22 protein-coding genes are annotated in these 21,969 nt (G+C 67.1%); 11 read left to right on the top strand and 11 right to left on the bottom strand.

Annotated features, from left to right (window positions below; genetic code table 11):
• Positions 1-25 precede the first annotated feature (25 nt).
• On the bottom strand, positions 26-409 hold the full coding sequence (locus tag NG701_RS14925) for a DUF5655 domain-containing protein (RefSeq protein ID WP_252568587.1): 384 nt from the start codon (positions 407-409) through the stop codon (positions 26-28).
• 153 nt (positions 410-562) lie between these two features.
• Between NG701_RS14925 and NG701_RS14920 the strand changes: the two genes are divergently transcribed.
• From NG701_RS14920 to NG701_RS14910, 3 genes are all read left to right on the top strand, one after another.
• Positions 563-1,198, top strand: a complete 636-nt coding sequence (locus tag NG701_RS14920; RefSeq protein WP_252568586.1) for a protein tyrosine phosphatase — start codon at positions 563-565, stop codon at positions 1,196-1,198.
• Positions 1,199-1,353: 155 nt separating this feature from the next.
• On the top strand, positions 1,354-1,932 hold the full coding sequence (locus tag NG701_RS14915) for an RNA polymerase sigma factor (RefSeq protein WP_141138651.1): 579 nt from the start codon (positions 1,354-1,356) through the stop codon (positions 1,930-1,932).
• Positions 1,925-2,740, top strand: coding sequence for a hypothetical protein (locus NG701_RS14910; protein ID WP_252568585.1), 816 nt, complete (start codon positions 1,925-1,927; stop codon positions 2,738-2,740). Before NG701_RS14915 ends, NG701_RS14910 begins: the two co-directional genes overlap by 8 nt.
• Positions 2,741-2,767: 27 nt before the next feature.
• Here the strand turns inward: NG701_RS14910 and NG701_RS14905 are convergent, their stop codons facing one another.
• A complete protein-coding gene (locus NG701_RS14905; protein WP_252568584.1) occupies positions 2,768-3,298 on the bottom strand; it encodes a COG4315 family predicted lipoprotein in 531 nt (176 codons plus the stop codon).
• Between the two features lie 222 nt (positions 3,299-3,520).
• On the opposite strand from NG701_RS14905, the gene NG701_RS14900 reads away from it, so the two are divergent.
• Both NG701_RS14900 and NG701_RS14895 read left to right on the top strand, forming a co-directional pair.
• Positions 3,521-4,021 carry a sigma-70 family RNA polymerase sigma factor gene (locus NG701_RS14900; protein WP_252568583.1) on the top strand — a complete coding sequence of 167 codons (501 nt, stop codon included), beginning with the start codon at positions 3,521-3,523 and terminating at the stop codon, positions 4,019-4,021.
• Positions 4,018-4,683, top strand: coding sequence for an anti-sigma factor family protein (locus NG701_RS14895; RefSeq protein ID WP_252568582.1), 666 nt, complete (start codon positions 4,018-4,020; stop codon positions 4,681-4,683). The genes NG701_RS14900 and NG701_RS14895 overlap by 4 nt, the downstream gene beginning before the upstream one ends.
• Positions 4,684-4,726: 43 nt before the next feature.
• Here the strand turns inward: NG701_RS14895 and NG701_RS14890 are convergent, their stop codons facing one another.
• Both NG701_RS14890 and NG701_RS14885 read right to left on the bottom strand, forming a co-directional pair.
• Positions 4,727-5,209 carry a type II toxin-antitoxin system RatA family toxin gene (locus NG701_RS14890; RefSeq protein ID WP_252568581.1) on the bottom strand — a complete coding sequence of 161 codons (483 nt, stop codon included), beginning with the start codon at positions 5,207-5,209 and terminating at the stop codon, positions 4,727-4,729.
• Positions 5,210-5,282: 73 nt separating this feature from the next.
• A complete protein-coding gene (locus tag NG701_RS14885) occupies positions 5,283-6,161 on the bottom strand; it encodes a DUF1206 domain-containing protein (protein ID WP_252568580.1) in 879 nt (292 codons plus the stop codon).
• Positions 6,162-6,349: 188 nt separating this feature from the next.
• On the opposite strand from NG701_RS14885, the gene NG701_RS14880 reads away from it, so the two are divergent.
• Both NG701_RS14880 and NG701_RS14875 read left to right on the top strand, forming a co-directional pair.
• Positions 6,350-7,939: a hypothetical protein gene (locus NG701_RS14880; protein WP_252568579.1), complete on the top strand. Its 1,590-nt coding sequence runs from the start codon at positions 6,350-6,352 to the stop codon at positions 7,937-7,939.
• A gap of 63 nt (positions 7,940-8,002) precedes the next feature.
• A complete protein-coding gene (locus NG701_RS14875) occupies positions 8,003-8,449 on the top strand; it encodes a hypothetical protein (RefSeq protein WP_252568578.1) in 447 nt (148 codons plus the stop codon).
• A 72-nt stretch (positions 8,450-8,521) separates the two neighbouring features.
• Here NG701_RS14875 and trmB read toward each other — a convergent pair whose 3' ends face one another.
• On the bottom strand, positions 8,522-9,445 hold the full coding sequence (gene trmB / locus NG701_RS14870; protein ID WP_252568577.1) for a tRNA (guanosine(46)-N7)-methyltransferase TrmB: 924 nt from the start codon (positions 9,443-9,445) through the stop codon (positions 8,522-8,524).
• Positions 9,446-9,560: 115 nt separating this feature from the next.
• Positions 9,561-9,956: a hypothetical protein gene (locus NG701_RS14865; protein ID WP_252568576.1), complete on the bottom strand. Its 396-nt coding sequence runs from the start codon at positions 9,954-9,956 to the stop codon at positions 9,561-9,563.
• 124 nt (positions 9,957-10,080) lie between these two features.
• On the opposite strand from NG701_RS14865, the gene NG701_RS14860 reads away from it, so the two are divergent.
• On the top strand, positions 10,081-11,421 hold the full coding sequence (locus NG701_RS14860) for an MFS transporter (RefSeq protein ID WP_374208696.1): 1,341 nt from the start codon (positions 10,081-10,083) through the stop codon (positions 11,419-11,421).
• 1 nt (position 11,422) lies between these two features.
• Positions 11,423-12,805, top strand: a complete 1,383-nt coding sequence (locus tag NG701_RS14855; protein WP_252568574.1) for an MFS transporter — start codon at positions 11,423-11,425, stop codon at positions 12,803-12,805.
• Between the two features lie 9 nt (positions 12,806-12,814).
• Here NG701_RS14855 and NG701_RS14850 read toward each other — a convergent pair whose 3' ends face one another.
• Positions 12,815-13,540: a class I SAM-dependent methyltransferase gene (locus NG701_RS14850; RefSeq protein WP_252568573.1), complete on the bottom strand. Its 726-nt coding sequence runs from the start codon at positions 13,538-13,540 to the stop codon at positions 12,815-12,817.
• A 326-nt stretch (positions 13,541-13,866) separates the two neighbouring features.
• Here NG701_RS14850 and NG701_RS14845 point away from each other — a divergent pair, with 326 nt between their 5' ends.
• Entirely contained in the window at positions 13,867-15,786 is a 1,920-nt protein-coding gene (locus tag NG701_RS14845; RefSeq protein ID WP_252568572.1) for a DEAD/DEAH box helicase, read from the top strand.
• An 85-nt stretch (positions 15,787-15,871) separates the two neighbouring features.
• Here NG701_RS14845 and NG701_RS14840 read toward each other — a convergent pair whose 3' ends face one another.
• The 3 genes from NG701_RS14840 to NG701_RS14830 form a co-directional block, all read right to left on the bottom strand.
• Positions 15,872-16,522, bottom strand: a complete 651-nt coding sequence (locus tag NG701_RS14840; RefSeq protein WP_252568571.1) for an MBL fold metallo-hydrolase — start codon at positions 16,520-16,522, stop codon at positions 15,872-15,874.
• Between the two features lie 10 nt (positions 16,523-16,532).
• Positions 16,533-17,528: an aldo/keto reductase gene (locus NG701_RS14835; protein WP_252568570.1), complete on the bottom strand. Its 996-nt coding sequence runs from the start codon at positions 17,526-17,528 to the stop codon at positions 16,533-16,535.
• Between the two features lie 66 nt (positions 17,529-17,594).
• Positions 17,595-18,233, bottom strand: coding sequence for a nucleoside/nucleotide kinase family protein (locus tag NG701_RS14830; RefSeq protein WP_252568569.1), 639 nt, complete (start codon positions 18,231-18,233; stop codon positions 17,595-17,597).
• Positions 18,234-18,636: 403 nt separating this feature from the next.
• Here NG701_RS14830 and NG701_RS14825 point away from each other — a divergent pair, with 403 nt between their 5' ends.
• Positions 18,637-20,058 carry an amino acid permease gene (locus tag NG701_RS14825; RefSeq protein WP_252568568.1) on the top strand — a complete coding sequence of 474 codons (1,422 nt, stop codon included), beginning with the start codon at positions 18,637-18,639 and terminating at the stop codon, positions 20,056-20,058.
• Positions 20,059-20,172: 114 nt separating this feature from the next.
• Here NG701_RS14825 and NG701_RS14820 read toward each other — a convergent pair whose 3' ends face one another.
• Entirely contained in the window at positions 20,173-21,963 is a 1,791-nt protein-coding gene (locus NG701_RS14820; RefSeq protein ID WP_252568567.1) for a cobaltochelatase CobT-related protein, read from the bottom strand.
• Between the last annotated feature and the right edge of the window lie 6 nt (positions 21,964-21,969).

The raw sequence follows: 21,969 nt of genomic DNA, 5'->3' as shown, positions 1-21,969 counted from the left end.
ACCCGGCCCGCCGTCGTTCCAACTGTCAGGTGTTCTGGTCCAGCGCCCTGGCGAGGACTTCCAGCAGTTCCTCATCCACCTGGTCCACAGACGTGAGCCGGACGCGGCGGTCGAAGCGATCATCGGTCCGGGCCTTCAAGGCTTCCAAACGCCCTCCGGCGGCTGCGTCGAGGCGGAGCGCGACGTCCACGGCGGTGTTGGTGGTCCGGGTGACCTGGGCGAACTTCCGGCGCGGGCTGTGCAGCGAGACGTAGCCCTTCCGCATCTGGATCTCCACGCCCTCGGGGGCCGCCGCCCACGCCAGGAGCGCATCGCGATGGGCCGCAGCTCCGGGTGGTTGATGTACTGGCCATCGATAAGCTCGTCGGCGTGGCGCAGCATGAATTCCGGATTCCGGAGTGATCGCCATGCCTCGATGCTAGTGCGGTCCATGGGTCCGCAGCCGGGCCACGAAAGAAGATTGGGAGGCGCCGTAACTTTCCCGGTCCGGCCAGCGATGTAGGGGGTGAAGGGCTCCTCACGGAGCCGGATCTGAATTGTTCTCTAGGTTTTGGAGTGTCATATGTCGTTGTTCACTGTTCTCGCCACCAGCAAAATCGCCGCCGGAGTACTCGCCGCGGGCACCCTGGCCGTCGGTGGAACCGGCGTCGCAGCTGCTTCCGGCGCCCTCCCGGCCGACGCACAGCAGACCGCCCACGAACTGCTCGGCGCCCCGGCCCCGAAGCTGGCCGCTGACTCTGCTGAGTCAGCCTCCGCAAGCGCCTCCGGTGATGCAGCAGTAACCGGCGAAGCAGCCGTCTCCGACGATGAGGTCGCAGCCGAGGCCAACGCCTCCGCCGCCGCCGGCACCGCAGTGGACGCTGCAGGTGCCGCAGCCTTTGGCCTCTGCACCGCCTTCGCCAACGGTGGACTGAACGAAGCCTCCGAGGGCTTCTCGTCGCTGGTCATTGCCGCCGAGGGCGAAGGCAACGTTGACGCTTTCTGCACGGACGTCGTTGCACAGGGTGCCGCCTCGGCCGACGCCGACGCTGCTGGCGAGGGTTCTGCCGCCGCCAAGGCTGAGCGCCCCGAGCTGCCCGCTGTTCCTGCCGTGCCGGCAGTTCCGGGTGTCGACGGCGAGCCTTCCGTTCCCGCCGTTCCTGCTGTTCCCGCCGTGCCGGGCGAGGTTGTAGACGTTCCGGCCGTTTCGGGCCACTAGGACCTGCTCAGCTAGTGTGGACTGCGGGAACCGGCTACGGACGGACCGGATTCCCGCAGTCCACATGGCAGCCAGATAGCTGACCGACCGCAGCTGACCGACAGCAGCGGAGCACGCCGCGCCAAATACCGGGATGAGCGACTACGCTGCCCGGGATGGAGGAGCCACTGGTGCTAGACACTTTGGCCGAAGAAGACATAGATACATTTGCAGACACGGCCGGTGCTGATCCGGCTGTGCTCTTTGGCGCTGTCTATCGAACCTTGTCCGGAGCGGTCCTGGGTTATCTCAAGGCCCGTGGCGTGGATGATCCCGAAGCTGTCACCCAGGATGTGTTCCTGGCGTTTTTCCCCAAGATTGGTGAGCTGACCGGCGGCCTTCAGGGCGCCAAGTCGTTGGTGTTTTCCATCGCCCACGCCCGGATGGTGGACTACTACCGGCGGGTTGAACGCCGGCCGGACTTCACTCCGTACGACCCTCTGCAGGACGGGCGGAGCACGGCGTCCGCGGAGGACCACGCCTTGGGCCACAGCGGCGGCGCGGCTGCCCTGCTTGAAGGCCTCGCCGATGAACACCGCGAGGTTCTGGCCCTGCGGGTGGTGGCGGACTTATCCATCGAACAGGTGGCCGGCATCATGGGCAAGTCCCAGGGTGCCATCAAGCAGCTCCAACGCAGGGCGCTGCAAAACCTCAAGGACCAGACTCTTAGAAGAAACCAGGCAGATCATGAGTGACACCGCAGGCTCACGCAAAGGTTTCCGCGACGACGCGTCTGTTGACCGGCTGCTGCTGGAGGCAGGGCTGGACGACGACGGCGTCCTCCACCCCGTTCTGCTGGAGCTCCAGGCGCTCGCAGCCGAGCGGCCGGTACCTTCCGATGCGGTTGCCGCGCTTATGAGGCCTGCCGTGACACAGACTCCTGCCGTGACACAGACTGTTGTCCCGACGCCTGCACCGAGCCACGCGGCAGCGACCCGTTACCTGGCGGTGGCGGCTTCCCCTCAGTCAGAGCCCGCCGCAGCCCTCGCCGAGGCAACCGGCCAGCTCACAGCGGCCACCGACGAGCTTGCCGCCCGCCGTCGTGCCAAGCGCAGGATCACCCTCACCACGCTGTCCGTGGCCGTTTCGCTGGCGGCCGGCGGCGCCGTTGCCGTGGCCTCCGACCAGGGGATCCGGGATTCCATCGGCCAGGTCAACCACGCAGTAACATCCTTCGTGTCCACCGTTGGCGGCGGGTCTGCCCCCGCGCCGGTGGAGACCCCGGCTCCGGGACCGGGCCAGCCCGCCGTCCCTGCCGTAGGACCCGCCGGGCCGGCTGACACTGTGCCGGTTCCGGCCGCTCCGGGATCCGGTTCCAGCCAAGCCACGCAGCCCGCTCAGGCTCCATCGGTTTCAGCGCCGGCAGTGCCCCTGCCAGACCTTCCGCTAACTGAAAACGTCACGCCGGGTGTACCGGGGGCGCCGCTGAACGGCGAGGGACAGCCCCCGGCTCTGCCCCCGCCGCCCACGCCTCCAGTCCCGCTGCCCGGCATCCATCCGTAGGCGGTTCGTCAGTGAGTGCCTGAACTGTCAGTAGCCTGACGCCGCTGTCCGGATTTCCCCGGCCGGCGTGGCCAGGTACCAGACGTCGTTGACGCCCTGCCCCAGGACGTCGCCGGGATTCTTGTCCTTCGCGAAGTAGTACAGCGGCAGTCCATTCAGGGTCACCTGCTTGGCCCCGTCCGGCGTCGTGATTGTCCCGAGCGTGCCGGTGACGCCTTCTGCGGCAGGCTTGGCCGCGGTGGTGAGGAGCGGTGGCCACGCGGTCAGGCACGCTCCCGTGCAGGCGCTGGTGCCGGAATCCTTCACGTCCTTGGTGAAGAAATAGACGCTCATGCCCGCGGAATCCACCACGATGTTGCCAGCGCTGGAGGATGCTGTCTTGAGGTCGACGGCGGCTGAGGTGGCTGATGGAGTGGCGGCGGACGTGGCGGCCGGGCTGGTGGCCGCCGGAGTGGTGGGAGCGGCGGTTGTGGTGGTGGTTCCCGGGCTGCCGCCGCAGCCTGCAAGTGCGGCTATGAGAGCCGCTGCGGCAAGTCCTGTGCCCAAATGCTGTTTCATGGGGATCCTCCTCGGCTGGGGCCCGGCGTCGGATCGCCGGACGCTAACCGGTACGACGCACCAGGGTGAAGAATGGTTCAAAGTGAACCGTTTTCCGTCCGCCGACGTTATATCGCATGTACGCGGAGCTGCAGCGTCGCTGTGGATGCACGTAATCGTGTGGACGAACAGCTGTGTGCCCGCATTTGTAACCGCAGACCGGATCAGGGACAGGAGGGCGGCATGCCGCTGGACGAGGACGTGGTGGCCGCGATCTACCGCGAACACGGCTCCGCCCTGCGCCGTTTTGTGCTCAGCGCCTCCCGCGACCCGCAGCTGGCAGAGGACGTGGTCCAGGAGACCGTGCTGCGGGTCTGGCAGCAGGCCCCGGACATCACCGGAAGCCTCCGCAGCTACCTGTTCCGGACCGCGCGGAACATCATGATCGACAACTACCGCAAAGCCCAAAGGCGCCCGGCCGAAGTGATGGAACGCGAACTCGCCGATCCCTCCGAGGCCGTGGAACGCGTGGATGAACTCCTGAACCGTGTGCTGATGGAAGAGGCGCTGCTGCGGCTCAGTACCGAACACCGCGATGTCCTCGTCGCGCTCCACTACCGCCGTTTCACCGTCAACGAGGCCGCCGTGCAGCTGAACATCCCCAGCGGAACCGTGAAGTCCCGCGCCTTTTACGCAGTCCGGGCGCTGCGGACCATCCTGGACGAGATGGGGGTGGAGCGGTGAACGCCTCTGAGCTGCACCAGCTGCTGGGCGCCTACGTGCTCGGCGGGCTTGACCCCGCGGATTCGCAACGTTTCGAAGCCCACCTCGAGGACTGCGCGGACTGCCGGACCGAACTCGCCGAGCTTGAAAGCCTGCCGGCCCTGCTCGACGCGCTTCCCGTCCCGGACGCGGTGGCGCTCACCGGGAGCGCCCGCCCCGCGGTGGCCCCCGAGCCAGCCAGCTCCGTGCCGCGCAGGGTCCTCGATGAACTGGCCACCCGGCGTCGTAAACTACGACGGCGGTGGGCGGCCGTGGTGGGTGCCGTCGCCGCGGCGTCCCTCGCCTTGGGGGTGGCCGCGGCCCCGCTGCTGAGCCGGCCGCCGGAGCCGGACGCCAGCTACTCGGTTCAGTCCGGCAATGGCCTGCAGTTCAGCATTGACCTTGCCCGGAAAACCTGGGGCACCGAGCTGGCCGTGAACGGCAGCAAACTGCCGCTGGACGGGACCCTCTCGCTCTGGATCCGGGACCGCGACGGCGGCGAAGACCGGGCGTGCGCCTGGACCGCCACGCCCAGCGGGAGAGTGAAGGTCATGGGCGCCACGCCCCTACAGCTGGCCAGCATCGCCAGCCTGGAACTGCGGGACGAAACCCAGCGCGCCGTTGCTGTGATTACGGTGCCCTGATCCCTGTGCCGGCGAACACGGTCCGGTGTTCACGGCGCTGTGATCACGGCGTTTGGAGGGCGCGTAACTCGGCCACCAGAGCTGGGTTTTCGCAGGCGCGGGCAAACGCGTCGATCCTCTTAGTGATCTCACGGCCCAGGAGCCAGGCGCCCATCCGTTCAGCCACCGGCCGCAACCATGCCGGGCGGCACGAAAAGGTGTACTTCCAGACGGCGCGCGTGCCGCCGTCGTCCGCGGTGAAACGCCAGCCGCCGCCGAAATTCGTGAAGAACCACGGTCCGGACACCATGGTCATACCCACGTTCCTGGGTGGCGCATAGGAAACGTACTCGCTCACCATCACCAGGCCCAGGCGGGACACGGTCCGAGTCCGGACGCCCTTTCCGGCGGACGTTGCGCCGTCCAGGAAACCTTGGGCAGAGATGAACGGGTCCCACTGGAGCCGGAACGCACCCGTGGTCTGGGAGAGGGCAAAGACTGTCTCCGGATCGAGGCGGATGAGGCGTTCGGCGCGTACCTGGGGCATGGACCCACCCTAACCGGAGGCCGGGTGGGCCGGGTGGGCGGGTAGACCGGGGCCCCGGAGATGGCGCCCCACCCTACATTTTGGCCAGGCGAGCCCGCACCACCATGAACACGCCGTAGCAGATGAGGCCGGCGCCCACGGCGGCCAGCAGGTACACGCCGAAGGGCTGGTCGCGGAGGGCCCTGAGTCCGCCGTCCAGGCCCGTGGATTCATCCGGATGGGCGCCCAGGGTGGCGATGGTGATGAGCATCCCGGTCAGCAGCAGGACGATGCCCTTGGCGATGTAGCCGGTGACGCCCAGTACTGTGACGGCTGTCCGGGCGGAGGGAGAGACGGGCATCGTCAGCTGTTTCTCGAAGGTCTTCTTGATTCCGCGGATGCCGTAGATGATCCCGGTGATGGCCATGCCGAGCCCCACGAGGACAAGCAGTGCTATGCCGCCGGGGGCTTTCATGACGGCGACGGTGAGGTCGCTCGCTGATTGCTGGTTGTCGCCTCCGGACCCTGTGCCCATGGCGAAGCTGGCCAGGGTCACGGCGAGCCCGGCAAACACCACGGTCTGCGCTGCCGCTTTGGCCTTCTTACCGACTTTGTCCTTGGTGGGCAGCCGGTTGTAATCGAAGACGGCGTCGCTGGCCTGCCAGACGGCAAGGGCGGCGCAGGCGGCAAAGCTTGCCCACAGGAGGAACGGCCCGGCGGGCTGGCTGGCCAGTTCGGAAACAGCACCGCTGAAGTCAGCATTCCCCGAACCGCCCATGGCGAGGCGGATGGCTATGGCGCCCACCAGGAAGTGCAGTAGGCCGCTTACCGCGAAACCCACCCTCGCCAGCAACTCCAGTGCGCGTGAGTTGGTGACGTCCTCCGCCGCGTCTGCGGCGTCTTTGAGTTCTCTTTTGATGGCGCTTCCTTCGGGCCAGCGCCGCGGGGGCGCAGATTTGCGTGCCCCCCGCACAACCCCATCGTGCCACGCGAAACCGGCCGCGAATAGTACCAACTTTTGCGCACCGCGGACCGACAATAACTGCGTGTCCGCTGGTGTGCCCGGCGATGGGGAGTGTTCCCCATCGCGGGAGAATTGCCACCATGCGACGATATGTCCAGCGATAGATCTAACTCTTAATACTCTCCGGGGGAGACACCATGACTTTTTACGGCGCGGACGTCAGCCAGCTGCGGGAGCTGGCGAAGGCCGTGGACAAGGCGGCCGCGCTGCTCAGCAGCCGGGCCAGCTCCCTGCAGGGCCAGATCCAGTCCGCGCCATGGAAGGGCACCGACGGCGAGCTGTTCCGGCAGGACTGGTCCGGCAACCACCGCCCCAGCCTGGAGCGGGTGGCATCCAGCCTCCGCCACAACTCCAAGCTGCTCCTGCAGCACGCAAACGAACAGGAACAGTCCTCTGCCGCGACCGGCGGCGGCGGTGGCGGTGGCGGGACCAGTGTGCTGGACAGACTCAAGGACCTGGGCAGCCGCGCGCAGAACTGGCTGGAGGAACAGGTAGCGAAGGCGGCAGCGGCTGAGGCCCACCGCCAGGAGCTGAAGGGGGACATGGATGGCATGCTCAAGGCCAGCCCGGAAGAGCAAGCCAAGTGGTGGGCCAGCCTGTCCGAGGAGGACCGGAAATACCTGATCGAAGGCGAAGACGAGAACGGCCCGTTCGCCGAGGACCTCATGAGGATGGACGGCGGGGTTCCCCAGTCCGCCCAGGATCAGGCGAGTGCCCACCTCCGGGAACTCGCCAAGACAGAAACCCCCGTATACACGGAGTCCGGCAAGGCCTCCCTTGATGCCCGGGTTGCCTGGTTCCACGCCGGCGCGGAGGTGGGCACCGTCGTCGTAGAGAATGCAGACGGTTCGGCCACCATGAAGGTCTACGGGAACGTGGGCGTAGGAGTGAACGACACCACCGGCACCGCCGGCGTCACGTTGAACGGGGAGGCCTCGCGCGAGTACAAATTCGGCAGCCTGGAGGAGGCTATGGCCGCCCGCAACCAGATTTATACGGATCTCCCGCCGGACAGCGTCGGTGAGATCAAGGATGTGGCAGGCAACCCGCCCGGCTACATTCTGGACACCATCAGCGATGCTGCGGACGACAACGGCTCCACCGGCCACGACGACAAAGCCAAGGGAACGCTCTCCCTCGAAGCCAAAGGTGAATCCGGCCCGGCTTCGGGCTCGGCGAAGCTGGATCTTGCCTACGAGCGGAACCTGACGGACGGCACGGCCACCGCCAGCGCCGAGGTGTCGGCCCAGGGCAAGCTGGACCTTGACGGCAGGGTGTTCGAGGCCTCGGGCAAGGGCGGCCTGGAAGTGAACCTGGATAAGAACGGCAACATGGAATCGGTCGCCGTATCCATGGAGGGCACGGTTGCCGCGGGCGCCAGCACGGGTGCCGACCTCCAGGGCACAAAGGCTGAGTCCAGCGTGACAGTGGGCACTCAGGGCACCGTGAAGATCAATGTTGAGTACTCGCCGGAGAACGCGCCTGTGATCGATAGCTACATGCGCAATATGGCGTTGGGAGACACGGTTGCGGCCGGCCACGACGCCGCCAAGCTCTACGCGGCAGGTTCCGCCACGGTCCAGGTGAACAGTGTGGTGACAGCATCCAACGAGTTCGGCGTTGACCTCAAGGCCGGTGAGGTGGAGGTCAAAACCGAGAACAAGGCAACCACCAACGTGTCCACGTACTATAAGGTCCCGAACGACACCAAGCTCGAGAAGCTCTGACGTCCCGTGCCGGATCCGCATGTGCCAGCCAGCCCAGCCAAGACTTACCGCTAAGGAGCAACCATGTCAGTTCATATCGAGTCCCCGCTGGGATTCACGGCAGACTTCCCCGAGCACACCCAGGTTCTGGAGGACTCCGCCGCCGGGCCAAACACCGAGCAGTATGGCCTGCTGGGCGGTGTCCTGGTGACGGTCATCAAGGACGACACCTCCGTGACCGGCGCCGCGCAGGCCAACGGCTGGGCACACCTGATGTCAGGCTTCTACCTTGAAGACCGGGCCGGGACCATCCTCACCGAAGGCGAACTGAACGCACCCGGTAAGTCCTCGTACGCCGTCGTGGTTGGATACACGGATCCGGCAGGCGAGGCGAGGGTCGCGGCCACTGTGGGTGTTTGGGAGAACAACCGCTTCATCGGTGTAGTGGTGATCTGGCCGTACGTGAACCCGGAGATCGAGCCGCGGCTGGGGATGCTCCAGGAGATCGTCGCCTCCATCAGCGTGAACTGACCTCAACTAAGTAGCGCCAACTGCCGTTTTGAGCCTTCAAAACGGCAGTTGGCGCTACTTACATTTCAAGGCTCAGCGCCGACGGTAGCAGAGGTCGAAGATCAGCCGGCCGGCCTCGTGGGCCTTCGCCTCGAAACTCGTGCGGATCCGGCCTTCAAAGCGTGGCGCCCAGCCGCCAGTTTCATCCACGCCCTCGTTGGGGCCGGTGTGCGCGGTGCTCACCGGCGCCCGGCCTTCGCGGACGGGCGCGCCGCCCACCAGGGTTTCGACGCCGGATTGCCACACTTGGGTGAGCGGACTTTCCGGGCCGTGGCGCTCGCCGGTGTGGAGATTTTCGAAGTCCGGCGATCCAGCCAGTACGTCGCGCACGTGGACAGCGTAGTTGGACCAGTCCGTGGCGACCCGCCACAGTCCGCCCTTGGTGAGTGCCCGTGCCGCCAGTTCGGCAAACTCCGGCTGGATGAGGCGGCGTTTGTGGTGCCGTGACTTGTGCCAGGGATCGGGGAAGAACACCCACAGCTCGCTGACGGAACCTGCCGGCAGCATGGTGGCGAGGACCTCGGGCGCGTTGGCTTCCACCACCCGGACGTTGTTCAGCCCGCGGCTATTGATCTTGATGATGGTGTTGGCCAGCCCCGGGGTATAAACCTCAACCGCCAGGAAGTCCGTGTCCGGGTTTTCCTCGGCCGCGTAGCAGATGGCATCGCCCAGCCCCGAACCGATTTCCACAACCAGCGGTGCCTTGCGGCCAAACTCGGCTTCGGCGTCGAACGTGTAGTCCGGGTGGACCGACGTGTTCGCAATGTGCCGGGGGACGTCCAGCGCCCACCGGTCCGAGTGCTCTTCCCAGGCCGTCTGGCGGCGCCCCTGGAGTCGGGTTCCGCGGCGTACAAAGCTCACCGGCCTGCCGCCGTAAGTGCCGAACGACGCCTGGGTTCCGGGCGTCACCGGGCGCGGGACATGCGGAGGCTGGGGGGATTCTGGGGATTCGCTCATCCCTTCCAGAATACCCGGGGCCCCCGCCCACGGCTTGGGCACTCACCTGAGCCACGAACGGAACGCGATGGAACGCGAAAATGGTCGCCCTGCGAGGTCGGAAGGAAATGAAATCTCAGAAGAGGATCATAAAGTCCCCGTCCCTGAGCACGAGCACCAGGCCCACGGCAACCTCGGCCGCCGATATCCACAACGCAGCCACGCCAGCCCGCCAACCGTTTGACCGACGCACAAATACGCGGAGCGAAACAATGCCGAGCGTCACTGCGAGCAGGCCAAACAGCGCCGGATAGCTCCACAGCACCAACGGTGCGACCCAGTCCAGCCGGCCAGGCCCCTCCGAAGGCCTCGTAAAGAACTCCGCCAATAGGCTGAAGGGCACAGTCAGAAACATGCTCGCCGGGGCGATGAGGCTGAAAGCGAGGCTGGCTGTGCCCTCGCCACTGCCATGGGCCTTCGGCGAGGCCGGGGCGGACGCAATGGACAGATCGTGCAATGGTGCGAGGCTCATGGCTTCTCCCGAATGTTATGGCTGGGTACCGCATGCTGATCCCACGGTAGGGTCGCTCCAGGTGGGCAACCAGCCCTTTTCTGGTCTATGTGGATAACTCCGCGTGGCAACGAAGCCTGACAGAATGGGTCCCGTGACCCGTGCTGACAACGTTGACGTGCCTGGACTTCTGATCGACGCCGAAATCGACGACATCCCCCCAGCGGCCCCGACGCGCCTTCCGGGCCAGTCGGGAGGCGGTCCCGAAAGCCCTCAGGGCAGCCGACGCGCGCTCGTGTACCTGGGCCTCTGTCTGGTGCTCATCGGGCTGAACCTCCGCACGGTTTTCTCCAGTTTCGCCGCGGTTCTTCCGGAGATCACGTCCGACGCCGGCCTGCCGGGCTGGGCCGTGGTGGTGCTCACTACCGTGCCCGTGACGCTCCTGGGTGCCTTCGCACCGCTGGCCCCTGTCCTGGCCCGCCGGTTCGGCGCCGAACGCGTGCTGCTTGGTGCCATGACAGTACTCACGGCGGGGCTGCTGCTGCGGCCCGCGGACATCGGCGGCCTGGTGCCCGGTGCCGGCCACCTCCCTACATTGCTGGCGGGAACTGCTGCCTGCGGTGCCGCCATCGCCCTGTGCAACGTGTTGCTGCCGGGGCTGGTGAAGCGCGATTTCCCGCACCGGCTGGGCCTCATGGGCGGCCTGTACACCACGGCGATCTGCGCGTCGGCCGCCCTCGGAGCCGGCTTTACCTACCCGGTCTTCACGGCGACGGGGGAGTGGACCTCGGCGCTGTGGTTCTGGGCCGTTCCTGCCGCCGTCGTACTTTTGCTGTTCCTTCCGGTGGCGCTGCGCCAGCACCCCGTCCGGCACCAGGCCGCCAACCTCGGCGTCAACGTGTGGCGTTCGGCGGTGGCATGGCAGGTGACCATCTTTATGGTGCTGCAGGCCATGATGTCCTTCAGCGTCTTTGCCTGGCTGGCGCCGATCCTGCGCGAACGCGGCGTGGACGGCGGCACGGCCGGCCTGATGGTCTCTGTTTCAATCGTGCTCCAGATGACGGGTTCACTGTTTGCCCCTGCACTGGCGGCGCGGTGCCGTGACCAGCGGGCCATCAACGTGGTGGTGGCGCTCATGACCGGCGGCGGGTTCGCGCTGAGCATCTTCGGACCCCCGGAACTCATCTGGGTGTGGACCGGGCTGCTCGGCCTGGGGCAGGGAAGCCTCACCGCGGTTGCCCTGACCATGATCATGCTGCGGACCCGCGACGGGCACACGGCCGCGCACCTGTCCGGGATGATGCAGGGCGTGGGCTACGGGCTGGGTTCCACCGGCACGCTGATGGTGGGCCAGCTGCACCAGGCCACGGGATCGTTCACGGCCGCCGGGGTGCTGTTCTTGGTGGTCGGTTCGCTGGCCGCGGTGTTCGGTTACCGCGCGGGCCGGAACCGCTACATCGGCGACTCCAGCCGATCGGGCCATTAGCGTGCCCGATTCCGCCCTGCCGGCCACGCATTCCGCCACCACAGCCGGGATCCTGCAGCGACCGTACCTGTGGGTGACCATCGGCGCATGTGCCCTGGTGTTCCTCGCGGCCTTCGAATCGCTCGCCGTGACCACCATCATGCCTGTCGTCAGCCGCGAGCTCGACGGCGCCAGCCTGTATGCGCTGGCCTTCGCCGGTCCGCTGGCCACCGGCGTGATCGGGATGGTGGCGGCCGGAAACTGGTCGGACCGCCGCGGCCCAACAGTCCCGCTGTACGCCTCCGTGGCGTTGTTCGTGCTGGGCCTGATCATCGCGGGCACGGCCGTGTCCATGCCCATGCTGGTTGCCGGCCGCCTGGTGCAGGGACTTGGCGGCGGCGCTCTGACGGTTGCGCTCTACGTGGTGGTGGCCCGCGTCTACCCGGCCGTCCTGCACCCGGGGATCTTTGCCGCCTTCTCGGCCGCGTGGGTGATCCCGTCCCTGGTGGGCCCGTTCGCTGCCGGCATCGTGGCGGAGGTCCTGAGCTGGCATTGGGTGTTCCTGGGCGTGGTGGGGCTGGTGGTGCCCGCCCTCGTGATGATTGTTCCGGTGCTCCGCGGCATCGACCGGCCTTCTGAGCAGGGCACGGTCCCGCCCTGGGCGCTGGGCCGCCTGGCCTGGGCGGCTCTCGCCGCGCTCGCTGTGCTGGGGCTGAACCTCTCCGCCGGAGTCACTATCGCCGGCATTCCCGCAGCCCCGGCACTCCTGGCCGCGGCCGCCGTCGTGATTGCCCTCGTAGCCGTGCGGCCGCTGGTACCGCGCGGAACACTGCTCGCCCGCCGCGGCCTGCCCAGCGTGATCCTGACCCGCGGTCTGGCGTCTGCCGCATTCTTCGGTGCCGAGGTCTACCTGCCGTACCTGCTGATCGAGGAGTACCAGTTCCCGCCGACGTTCGCTGGCCTGGCACTCACCGGAGGCGCGTTGTCGTGGGCAGCCGCTGCCGCCATCCAGGGCCGCCTCGGCACCCGGCTGCAGCACCGGGCGGCGGTGCGCATCGGCTCAGCGCTGGTGCTGGGAGCCATTCTCCTCACGTTGGCGACGTCGGCCCTTCACTGGCCTGCCGCCGTCGCGATTGCCGGCTGGCTCTTCGCCGGCGGCGGCATGGGGCTGCTGTATCCGCGGCTCAGCGTGATGACGCTCGCCATGTCCACCAAGGATAACGAAGGATTCAACAGCTCGGCGATGTCCATCTCGGACTCGCTGGGCGGCGCGCTGGCGCTCGCCGCCACGGGCATCGTGTTCGCGGGATTTACGACGACGGCGGAATCGTTCGCGGGGGTCTTCGCGCTGACGGCGGTGGTGGCCGTCGGCGCGGTTGCGGTGGCGCCGCGGGTTTCCCGCTAACCACAAAACTCAAGCCAGCCGGGTGGCGCGGAGTACGGTATCGCCGATGATGGCTTCCTCGCCGTCCGGACCCGAAGCCGTCCGCTCCCGCGTGGTGTTGACCTCCAGCTGCCAGTCCGGCGAGTCCAGGCCGAGCTCCGCCACGAGCTGCGCCGGGGTGTAGAACATCTCCGGTCTGGTGTGGTTTCCCCACGGCGGCAGGTGGTCCGGATGATGGCCCACGATCAGCAGCGTGCCACCCGGCTTGACCGCCGCAGCCGCCGTCCGCAGCGAGCCCTGCCACGCCAGATGCGGGGAATGCAGGAACTGGGAGGACACCAGATCGAAGGTTGCCGTGGGCTGCCACTCCTCCAGATCACACTGCTCCCAGTGGATGCGGCTGGGAATTTCACCCGCGCCCTCGGCATGCACACTCTCGCGGTCCAGAGCCGACTTTTCGTGGGTGGCTGCCCGTTCCAGCGCGATGGCGGAAACGTCGACGGCGGTGACGGTCCAGCCCTGCTGGGCGAGCCAGATGGCGTCGGCACCTTCGCCGCAGCCCAAGTCCAATGCCTTGCCCGGCCGCAGTCCCGCGCCTTCGCGGACCAGTTGCGGGTTGGGCTTCCCGCTCCAGAATTTCGGCTTGCTCCGGTACCTTTCGTCCCACGCCTCCGCGGCACTGGGTTGGGGTGCATCCCCAAGCCGGGTGTCGCCGTCGTCCGTTGTGTCGTGGTGGTTCGCACCCTGTTGAGTCATGCCTCAAGCCTGCGCCTGCCAGGCACCCAAAGGCAACGCCAGCACCCCCTGCACCACGTACTTGAAAGAGGCCCAGGCGCGGGGATGGTACGCTTATGGGACTTGATGTGCAGTGATGCCCGCTCGTCCCTTGATTTGGGAAGCGGGTTTTTTCATGTGAGAGGCACATCCTGCGTCGATGAACGCGTTCCATTTGGTCCCAGCCGCCGCCCTGAATTGGGCGGCAGCACGGTTGATCACCTGACTTTTCTTCGGCGAAACCCTTGAGCCAACCGGCATCGGGGGCCGATATCCGCACGGATACCGCCTGAAAGACCATGAAATATATGACTACTTTTGCTGCCCTCGGCACGCCCAAAGCACTCGCCGACACCCTCACCGCACAGGGAATTGTTGAGCCGTTCCCAATCCAGGTCAAGACCCTCCCGGACACCCTGGCCGGACGCGACGTCCTGGGCCGCGGCCGCACCGGCTCCGGCAAGACCATCGCTTTCGCCATCCCGCTTGTAGCACGACTCGCTGAGCGGGAAGCCAAGCACTTCCGCAAGCCCGGCCGCCCCATGGGCCTGGTCCTCGCACCGACCCGTGAACTGGCCACCCAGATCAACGCCACCATCGAGCCGATGGCCAAGGCCATGGGCCTGACCACCACCGTGATCTACGGCGGCATCTCCCAGGCACGCCAGGAAAAGGCACTGCGCGCCGGCGTCGACATTGTCATCGCCTGCCCGGGCCGCCTGGAGGACCTGATCCGCCAGCGCATCCTGACCCTCGAAGGCGTCGAGATCACCGTACTGGACGAGGCCGACCACATGGCCGACCTCGGCTTCCTCCCGGTGGTCAAGAAGCTCATGGACATGACCCCCAGCCAGGGCCAGCGCCTGCTGTTCTCCGCAACCCTGGATAACGGCGTGGACAAGATCGTCCAGCGCTACCTGTCCAACCCGCTGACCCACGCCGTGGACGAATCACAGGCCGCGGTGACCACCATGGAGCACCACGTCCTGGTGGTCAACGACCAGACCGTCAAGAAGCAGCTGATCGTGGAGCTCGCCTCGGGCGCTGGCCGCCGCGTACTCTTTATGCGGACCAAGCACCACGCCCGCAAGCTGGCCAAGACCCTGACCGACGCCGGGATCCCCGCCGTCGATCTGCATGGCAACCTCTCGCAGAACGCCCGTGACCGCAACCTGGCCGAGTTTTCCTCCGGTGACGTCCGCGTACTGGTGGCCACCGACGTCGCAGCCCGCGGCGTCCACGTGGATGACGTCGAACTGGTGATCCACGTGGATCCGCCCACAGAGCACAAGGCATATCTCCACCGCTCAGGCCGTACGGCCCGCGCAGGTTCGGATGGCACCGTTGTCACGCTGACCCTCCCGGAGCAGCAGTCCGACGTCAAGAAGCTGATGAAGGCTGCGGGCGTCGAGGTTAACTTCGAGCGCGTCACCGCCAACTCCCCGCTGGTCGCTGAGCTCGTGGGCGAAATGGCCGACAAGATCGATCCGCGCACCCGCGCCGCTCTGCTGGCCAAGAAGTCCGCGCAGGGCGGCGGCACCTCCACGGGTGCCAACGCCGAGCGCAAGCGCGCCCGCCGCAGCCAGGAAGGCCCCACCGCCGGTGGCCGTGGCGGCCGTGGTGGACGTGGACGCGTCTCCACTGAGCCGACCCGCACCGATCTTCCCCGCGCCGAGCGCCGCGCTGTTGCCTATGAAGGCCGCACCGAGGCGCGGGCAGCATTTGACCGGGTAGCTGAGCAGAACGAGGACCGCGCCATTGCAGCAGCTGCTGCTCGCCGCAATTCCCGCGGCCACGGCGCCACAGGCTCCACGCACCGCAACGACGTCCCCGCAGCAGGTGGCCGTGCAGCGGCCGGCCGCGGTTCAGACGGCCGTTCGGATTCACGCGTGACCCGCAGCGATGCTCCCCGTGGCGGCACGGGCCGCCCGGCTACCACCGGCGGACAGCGCGGCGGACGTCCGGCAACGGGCCAGCGCGCAGCCGGGGCCCGCACCGCCGGCGCCGGTGCAGGTGCCCGCGCGGGTGGATCCGGCCAGCGCGCCGGAGCCTCCACAGGTAACTCGGGCAACGGCGGCAATGCCGGGAACAAGGCTGTTTGGTCCTCCAACACCGGCGGCACGTCCGGCGGCTCGTACGCCGGCAACGGTGGCGGCAATGGCCGTCCGGCACGCAGCGGTCCCCGCCGCGCGTCGGCCCCGGCCTCGAACGAACGCCGCAGCCGCTAAAGTCCCTTAACTACCATCGAGTGCTCCGTAACCGCCGTTTAGAAGGTTCATAACGGCAGTTACGGAGCACTCGATGAGTTAAGCCCTACCATCCGCGGGCGCGCCACTCCTCCAGGTGCGGGCGTTCCGCACCCAGGGTGGTGGGGCTGCCGTGACCCGGGTGCACCAGGGTGTCATCCGGGTAGGCCTCAAACAATCGCGCGGTGACATCGTCCAGCAGCGACGTGAACCGCTCAGGATCATTCTGGGTATTGCCCACGCCGCCCGGGAACAATGAATCCCCGCTGAAGATGTGGGCAGCCCCTTCCGGGTCCTGGTACACAAACGCGATCGATCCCGGGGTATGGCCGCGCAGGTGCACGGCGGTGAGCTCGAATCCGTCCACGGCGCAGGTGTCCCCATGCTCCAGGATCCGGTCCACGGGCACTGGCAGCGCCTCGGCGTCGTCCTTTCCGGCAACGGTTGGGGCGCCGGTCGCTTCCACCAACGCCGGCAGTGCCCGGACGTGGTCCCAATGCTGGTGCGTCGTTGCAATCTGCACCAGTTTGGGCGTGGCAGCGGTATCCGCAGCGGCGTCCGCCAGCAACGCCTGGATGGCCGGAAGATCGTCCGCGGCATCAATGAGCAGCTGTGCGCCGCTGGCCTTCGCGGTCAGCAGGTACACGTTGTTGTTCATCTCGCTGACGGAGATGCTGCGGATGGTGATGTCGCGTAGGTCGTGAATGAGCGTGTCCATGGGCTTCAGTCTATTCACGGCCCTGGGACACCCACTTGGGGTCCGCCGAGCGGGAGCCGACGACGGCGTCCGCAGCCTGGTCAAGCGCCTCCAGTTGCGCCGGGGTCAGGTCCAGGGACAGTGCGCCCAGGTTTTCGTCGATCCGGTGAGTTTTGCGCGTGCCGGGGATGGGGACCACGGCCAGTCCCCGCCGTTTGCCCTGCTCCAGCAGCCACACGAGTGCAACCTGGGCGGGCGTAGCGGACAGCTCGGCCGCGACCGATCGCACGGCCGCCACGACTCCCTGGTTCGCGTCAAAGGCGTCCGCAGCGAACCGCGGGATCCGGCGTCGGAAGTCGTTGGCTCCCAGGCTGGAAGCGTCCACCGTGCCGGTGAGGAATCCCCGGCCCAGTGGCGAATACGGCACAAAGCCCACTCCCAGGCTGGCCGCGGCCGGAACTACGTTGCGTTCCACGTCACGGCTCCAGATGGACCATTCGCTTTGGACCGCGGCGATGGGGTGCACGGAGTGGGCTTCGGCCAGCTCCTGCGCGGTCACCTCTGACAGGCCAAGGTGTTTGACCTTGCCCTGCTGCACCAGCCCCGCCATGGCCTCCACGGTTTCCACAATCGGAACGCGGAGGTCACGGCGGTGCATGTAGTAGAGGTCGATCACGTCCGTGCCGAGCCGTTTCAGGCTGGCGTCGACGGCCTGCCGGACGTAGGCGGTATCTCCCCGGACATCCGTGTAGCCATCAGCCGGCGAGCCCACCAGGGAAAACTTGGTGGCGAGCTGTACTTCACTCCGGCGCTGCTTGAGCAGCTGCGCGATGAGTTGCTCGTTGCTGCCTCCGCCGTAGATGTCCGCGGTGTCGATGAAGCTGACGCCGGCATCCACGGCATGATGCAGGGTTTTGAGGGCATCGTGCGGGTCAACTTCGCCGTAGACCGGGGTGAGGGCCATGCCGCCGAAACCCAGGGGGCTGACGTTAAGGCCGTCGCCGAGGTGTACCAATGGTGCAGTCATGAGCGCTCTCCATTCGTTTGTGGACTCTCGTCCCAGCCAAGAACCCCGGTCCTTGCCCCGGTATTCCTAGCCGATGTCCTGGCCCCACGGGATGATCCGGTCGGCGCCCTGCCGCGTTGCCTCGATCATCACCGCGTTGGCCTCATCCGGTCCCGCCGCCCACGCCTCCGCTGCGGCCCGCTCCATGCCGAACTCCACGTGCCGGTCCACCAGCCGGGCCAGCCGCAGCGCGGGAGGGCTGTCCATGAACCAGACCTCATCCAGCTGCGCCCTGACGTCCTTCCACTGAGGCGTCTCCGCCAGCAGATAGTTTCCCTCGGTGATCACCAGCGGCACGGACGCGGGGACTGCGATGGACGCGGCCACCGGCTCGTCCAAAGTCCGCCGGAACTCCGGTGCGTACACCACTGCCTCGTCCCGGCGCACGAGCCGCTGCAACAGCGACAGGTACCCGCCGACGTCGAACGTGTCCATTGCGCCCTTGCGCTGCCGCAGCGGTGTGCCCTCGATGATCGCGTTGCCCAGATGGAAGCCATCCATGGGCACTACTACGGCGAGTTCCGGGCCGAACTCCCGCTGCAGCCGGGCCGCGAACGTGGACTTTCCGGAGCCGGGCGCACCCGTGATGCCCAGGAGTGTGCGCCGGCCGCTATCGAGCCTGTGCCGCAGGGCGTCGAGTGCCTGCTGTACTTCGGGGGAGTCCATGGCAAAAGCCTAAACCGGCCGCTGGTTCTCCCCGGTTTCCACTATCGGAACGAGGAGGTCACGGCGGTGTGGGTGCAGTCACCTTCGTACCGGACTGCAGCCATGAGAGACTTCGTGGACCCACGCTTTCACCGCTGGCTCCCTCTTTTCCGCTTGATCTGGCCCTGTGCACCCCCTACGTCGGCTCCGTAGGTTTATGGCTACACCAGGAGGAGTGATCTGAATCACCCAGTGATTGCAGTACGGTCCGAACCTCCGGTGGACCTGGCTTCGCGCTTCGTGGCGCGGGCACCGAAGTGCACTTCAACGGGTTTCGTCAGAGCATCTTGGAGGAAACGTGTATCAAGCCGAACCCCGGCAGGCCGGCAATGCCGGCCTTAGCAAGGGCCTCAAGAACAGACACATGAATTTGATCGCCATTGGGGGCGTCATTGGTGCCGGGTTGTTCGTCGGCAGTGGCGTGGTGATCAGCAGCACCGGCCCGGCGGCCATCGTCTCGTTTGCGATCGCAGGAGTCATCACCTTGCTCCTCATGCGGATGCTGGCCGAAATGGCCGTAGCGCGTCCGGTGGTGGGCTCTTTTTATGTCTACGCACGCCAGGCGCTGGGACAGCGGGCCGGTTTCGCCACCGGCTGGATGTACTGGTACTTCTTTGTGATTGTGGTGGCAGTCGAGGCGATTGCCGGTGGCCGGATCATCCAGCTGTGGTTCCCCATGGTTCCGTTGTGGATGCTCAGCCTGGGCCTGATGGTGGTACTGAGCGCCACGAACATGGCTTCGGCCCGCTCCTTCGGCGAGTTCGAGTACTGGTTCAGCTCCATCAAAGTTGTGGCCATCGTCCTGTTCCTAGGGCTGGGCGTACTGTGGATCACCGGCCTATGGCCCGAGTCGACGCCGGGGATCGGCAACCTCTTTGACCACGGCGGTTTCACGCCGCTGGGCTGGGGTGCCGTGCTGGCCGCCGTCGTTCCCTGTGTGGCCTTCTACACCGGCGCGGAAATCATCACCATTGCGGCCGCCGAGTCCGAAGACCCCGAGCGTTCCGTCAAGAAGGCCATGCGCTCCATCGTGGCCCGGGTGGTGACCTTCTACGTCGGCTCGATCTTCGTGGTGGTGGCGATCCAGAGGTGGGATGCCGAGAGCGTCGGCGTGAGCCCCTACGCGGCGGTGCTGGACGTCCTGGGTATCCCGGCGGTGTCCACCATCATGAACTTCATTGTCCTCACGGCAGTGCTCTCGTGCCTGAACTCAGCCCTGTACACCACATCGCGCATGCTGTTTGCGCTCACCCGCAACGGCGATGCGCCCAAGTTCTTCACCAAGCTGTCACGGAGCGGCGTTCCACGCCGTGCCATCCTGCTGGGCACCACCGTGGGCTACGTTTCGGTGGTCTGTGTCTACGTGTGGGGCGATGTGGTGTTCGCCTTCCTGGTGAACTCCTACGGTGCCGTGGCGCTCTTCGTCTACCTGGCGATCGCACTGTCACAGGTGGTGCTGCGCAAGAGACTGGACCGCGACGACCCCGGGGCGCTGAAGCTTAAGATGTGGCTGTTTCCATGGCTGAGCTACGCAACCATCGCGCTCATGCTCTTGGTCATCGCCGCCATGGCCCTGCTGCCCAGCACCCAGACCCAGTTCGTGATGAGCGGCGTGACGCTCGTGATCATCCTCCTCAGCTACGAGCTACGCCGGCGCTACGGCCGCAAGCCAGGAGAAGAGGCCGGCAACGACGTCGCCGACCTTCCGGCGGATCCGTCCTTGGACCCCTCGGCTGAAGGGCTCGAGGAGGAGCCCGACAAGCAGCCGGTAGCGGCCCGCCCCTGATCTTCAGGCCGGATGTCCGTCCGGTCCGTAAAGCCCGCCGCGGGGAAGTGCCAATGGAGGCACGTCCCCGCGGCGGGCTTTTGCGTTGAGCGGCTTCGACGCACGGAGGTAGCGTCAGCGGCGTCCGGCAAGCATGGCCAGGACCTGCCCGACGACGGCGGCACTGCTTCCGCGCGAGAGGTCCAGTGCGATGTTCCTGCGGTAGTACGGCGAGAGATCCAGCCCCACGCCCAGTCCGAAGATCTCCGCGTTGCCGGCGGCTTCGTGCGCCGCCACGACATCCCGTAGATGCTGTTCCAGGTAGTGGCCGTCGTTGGCCAGTGCGGTGGCGCCGTCCATCGGGCTGCCGTCGGACAACACCAGCAGGATCCGCCGTTCGGAGCCGTTGCTCCCCGTGCCGCCGTTCCCAGGGCCGCCCCTGAGCCGAGCGCAGGCCCAGTCCACGGCCTCGCCGTCGACTCCTTCACGGAACAGGTCCTTCTTCATGAGCCCGGCAATGGCCGGGCGGGCCCGCCGCCACGGGGTGTCTGCGTCCTTGAAGACCAGGTGCCGCACCTCGTTGAGCCGCCCCGGATGCGGGGGCCTGCCGGTACGGATCCAGTCCTTCCCGGCGCGGCCGCCGTTCCAGGCGGCTGTGGTGAAGCCGAGGACTTCGCAACGCGCCCCAGCCAGTTCCAGGGCGCGCGCGTAGACGTCCACCAGCGCGGCCACGGCGGCGCTGTGCTCCTTCATGGAACCGGAGCAGTCCACCAGGAACGTCACCGCGGCGTCGGTCCGGGGTTCGATCCGTTCGGTCCTGAACACCCTGCGGTCCCCGGATGCCGTGACCAGCCGGGCGAGCCTGCTGCCGTCGAGCCGGCCCTCAATGGCGTCGCCGTCCCAGCCGTCGTGGACGGCCGTGGACAGGACCGCGCCCAGGGCACGGCCCAGCCGGGGCACGTTGATGCCCTGCCTGGCAATGTCGTCGTCCAGCTGCTGCCGATAACCGCGCAGCAGTTCGGCGCGGACCACGTCCGTGGCGTGGAGCTCGCGGTCATAGGCCGTGGTGAACTTTCGGTAGCCGTCCCCTCCGGCTTCCAGCGCATCGCTGCGCCCATACCCGGCGGTGGGGACGGCGTCGTCGTTGCTGTCCTGATCGAAGAGCAGCTGGAACTGCGGCACGCGGCCGCCGGAACGGGAGGGCCGCGCTTCCCGGGCTTCCAGGTGCTCGCTGATGGCAGCGACGGTCTCCGCGATGGCGAGGGCATGGCGGCCGAAGCCCGGCTGGGAGAACCGTTCCCGCCGCAGGGCGGCCAGATGCGTGCCGACGTGCGGGGCAAGCTCGGCCCGGGTGGATTCAATCCGGTCCTCGAAGTCCGGGGACATCGGCTCCGCGGTGATCCTCGCCCGGCAGACCTGGGCCACGGTAAAGAGAATGAGTCCCAGGTCCGTGTCCGCCAGCGTGGACGCCTCGAACGCCCGGGACCATTGCTGGAAGCGGCGGTTCAGGTTGGCCCGGACCCCCGGCATGGCGGCGTCGGCCAGCGACTCGGTACGGAACTGTTCGAGCATCTCAAACACCAGCATTCGTGCCGGCGTTGCGGGGCAGAACTCCGCATGCAGAGCGGCATCGCTGTGCTGCAGCCGCAGCGCCATGCCGTCCGCCGCGCCGCGGAAGGCGTCCAACGTAACGGCGTCCGTTCCCGGGTGGAGATGGGGCGCGGGCATGGCCACCGGGGTGCTCTCCCGGTACAGCGCGGGGCCGCGGAAGTGCAGGCCGCCCTGCCCGCTGAGCCCGCGCATGGCTGCGGCGCACAGTTCAAGGGTCTGCTTGCGGCGGCGCAGCGAGGTGGCTGCGAGCTGCCGGGAGGCGGTCTCCGCCCGTTCCCTCTCCGCCTGCTCCGTCTGTTCCACAAGGGAGGCCATGCGCGG

Origin of the sequence: Pseudarthrobacter cellobiosi (genome assembly GCF_023913815.1) — a bacterium.
Lineage (GTDB): Bacteria > Actinomycetota > Actinomycetes > Actinomycetales > Micrococcaceae > Arthrobacter > Arthrobacter cellobiosi.
This window is presented reverse-complemented; position numbering and strand designations above follow the sequence as displayed.

Bases quoted from the DNA above. Each gene is read 5' to 3' on its own strand.
- NG701_RS14860 (WP_374208696.1), top strand. From the start codon at position 10,081: ATGGGTCCCGTGACCCGTGCTGACAACGTTGACGTGCCTGGACTTCTG.
- NG701_RS14875 (WP_252568578.1), top strand. From the start codon at position 8,003: ATGTCAGTTCATATCGAGTCCCCGCTGGGATTCACGGCAGACTTCCCC.
- NG701_RS14825 (WP_252568568.1), top strand. From the start codon at position 18,637: ATGAATTTGATCGCCATTGGGGGCGTCATTGGTGCCGGGTTGTTCGTC.
- NG701_RS14890 (WP_252568581.1), bottom strand. From the start codon at position 5,209: ATGCCCCAGGTACGCGCCGAACGCCTCATCCGCCTCGATCCGGAGACA.
- NG701_RS14850 (WP_252568573.1), bottom strand. From the start codon at position 13,540: ATGACTCAACAGGGTGCGAACCACCACGACACAACGGACGACGGCGAC.
- NG701_RS14920 (WP_252568586.1), top strand. From the start codon at position 563: ATGTCGTTGTTCACTGTTCTCGCCACCAGCAAAATCGCCGCCGGAGTA.
- NG701_RS14845 (WP_252568572.1), top strand. From the start codon at position 13,867: ATGACTACTTTTGCTGCCCTCGGCACGCCCAAAGCACTCGCCGACACC.
- NG701_RS14880 (WP_252568579.1), top strand. From the start codon at position 6,350: ATGACTTTTTACGGCGCGGACGTCAGCCAGCTGCGGGAGCTGGCGAAG.
- NG701_RS14905 (WP_252568584.1), bottom strand. From the start codon at position 3,298: ATGAAACAGCATTTGGGCACAGGACTTGCCGCAGCGGCTCTCATAGCC.
- NG701_RS14925 (WP_252568587.1), bottom strand. From the start codon at position 409: ATGGCGATCACTCCGGAATCCGGAATTCATGCTGCGCCACGCCGACGA.
- trmB (WP_252568577.1), bottom strand. From the start codon at position 9,445: ATGAGCGAATCCCCAGAATCCCCCCAGCCTCCGCATGTCCCGCGCCCG.
- NG701_RS14865 (WP_252568576.1), bottom strand. From the start codon at position 9,956: ATGAGCCTCGCACCATTGCACGATCTGTCCATTGCGTCCGCCCCGGCC.
- NG701_RS14840 (WP_252568571.1), bottom strand. From the start codon at position 16,522: ATGGACACGCTCATTCACGACCTACGCGACATCACCATCCGCAGCATC.
- NG701_RS14820 (WP_252568567.1), bottom strand. From the start codon at position 21,963: ATGGCCTCCCTTGTGGAACAGACGGAGCAGGCGGAGAGGGAACGGGCG.
- NG701_RS14910 (WP_252568585.1), top strand. From the start codon at position 1,925: ATGAGTGACACCGCAGGCTCACGCAAAGGTTTCCGCGACGACGCGTCT.
- NG701_RS14830 (WP_252568569.1), bottom strand. From the start codon at position 18,233: ATGGACTCCCCCGAAGTACAGCAGGCACTCGACGCCCTGCGGCACAGG.
- NG701_RS14835 (WP_252568570.1), bottom strand. From the start codon at position 17,528: ATGACTGCACCATTGGTACACCTCGGCGACGGCCTTAACGTCAGCCCC.
- NG701_RS14900 (WP_252568583.1), top strand. From the start codon at position 3,521: ATGCCGCTGGACGAGGACGTGGTGGCCGCGATCTACCGCGAACACGGC.
- NG701_RS14915 (WP_141138651.1), top strand. From the start codon at position 1,354: ATGGAGGAGCCACTGGTGCTAGACACTTTGGCCGAAGAAGACATAGAT.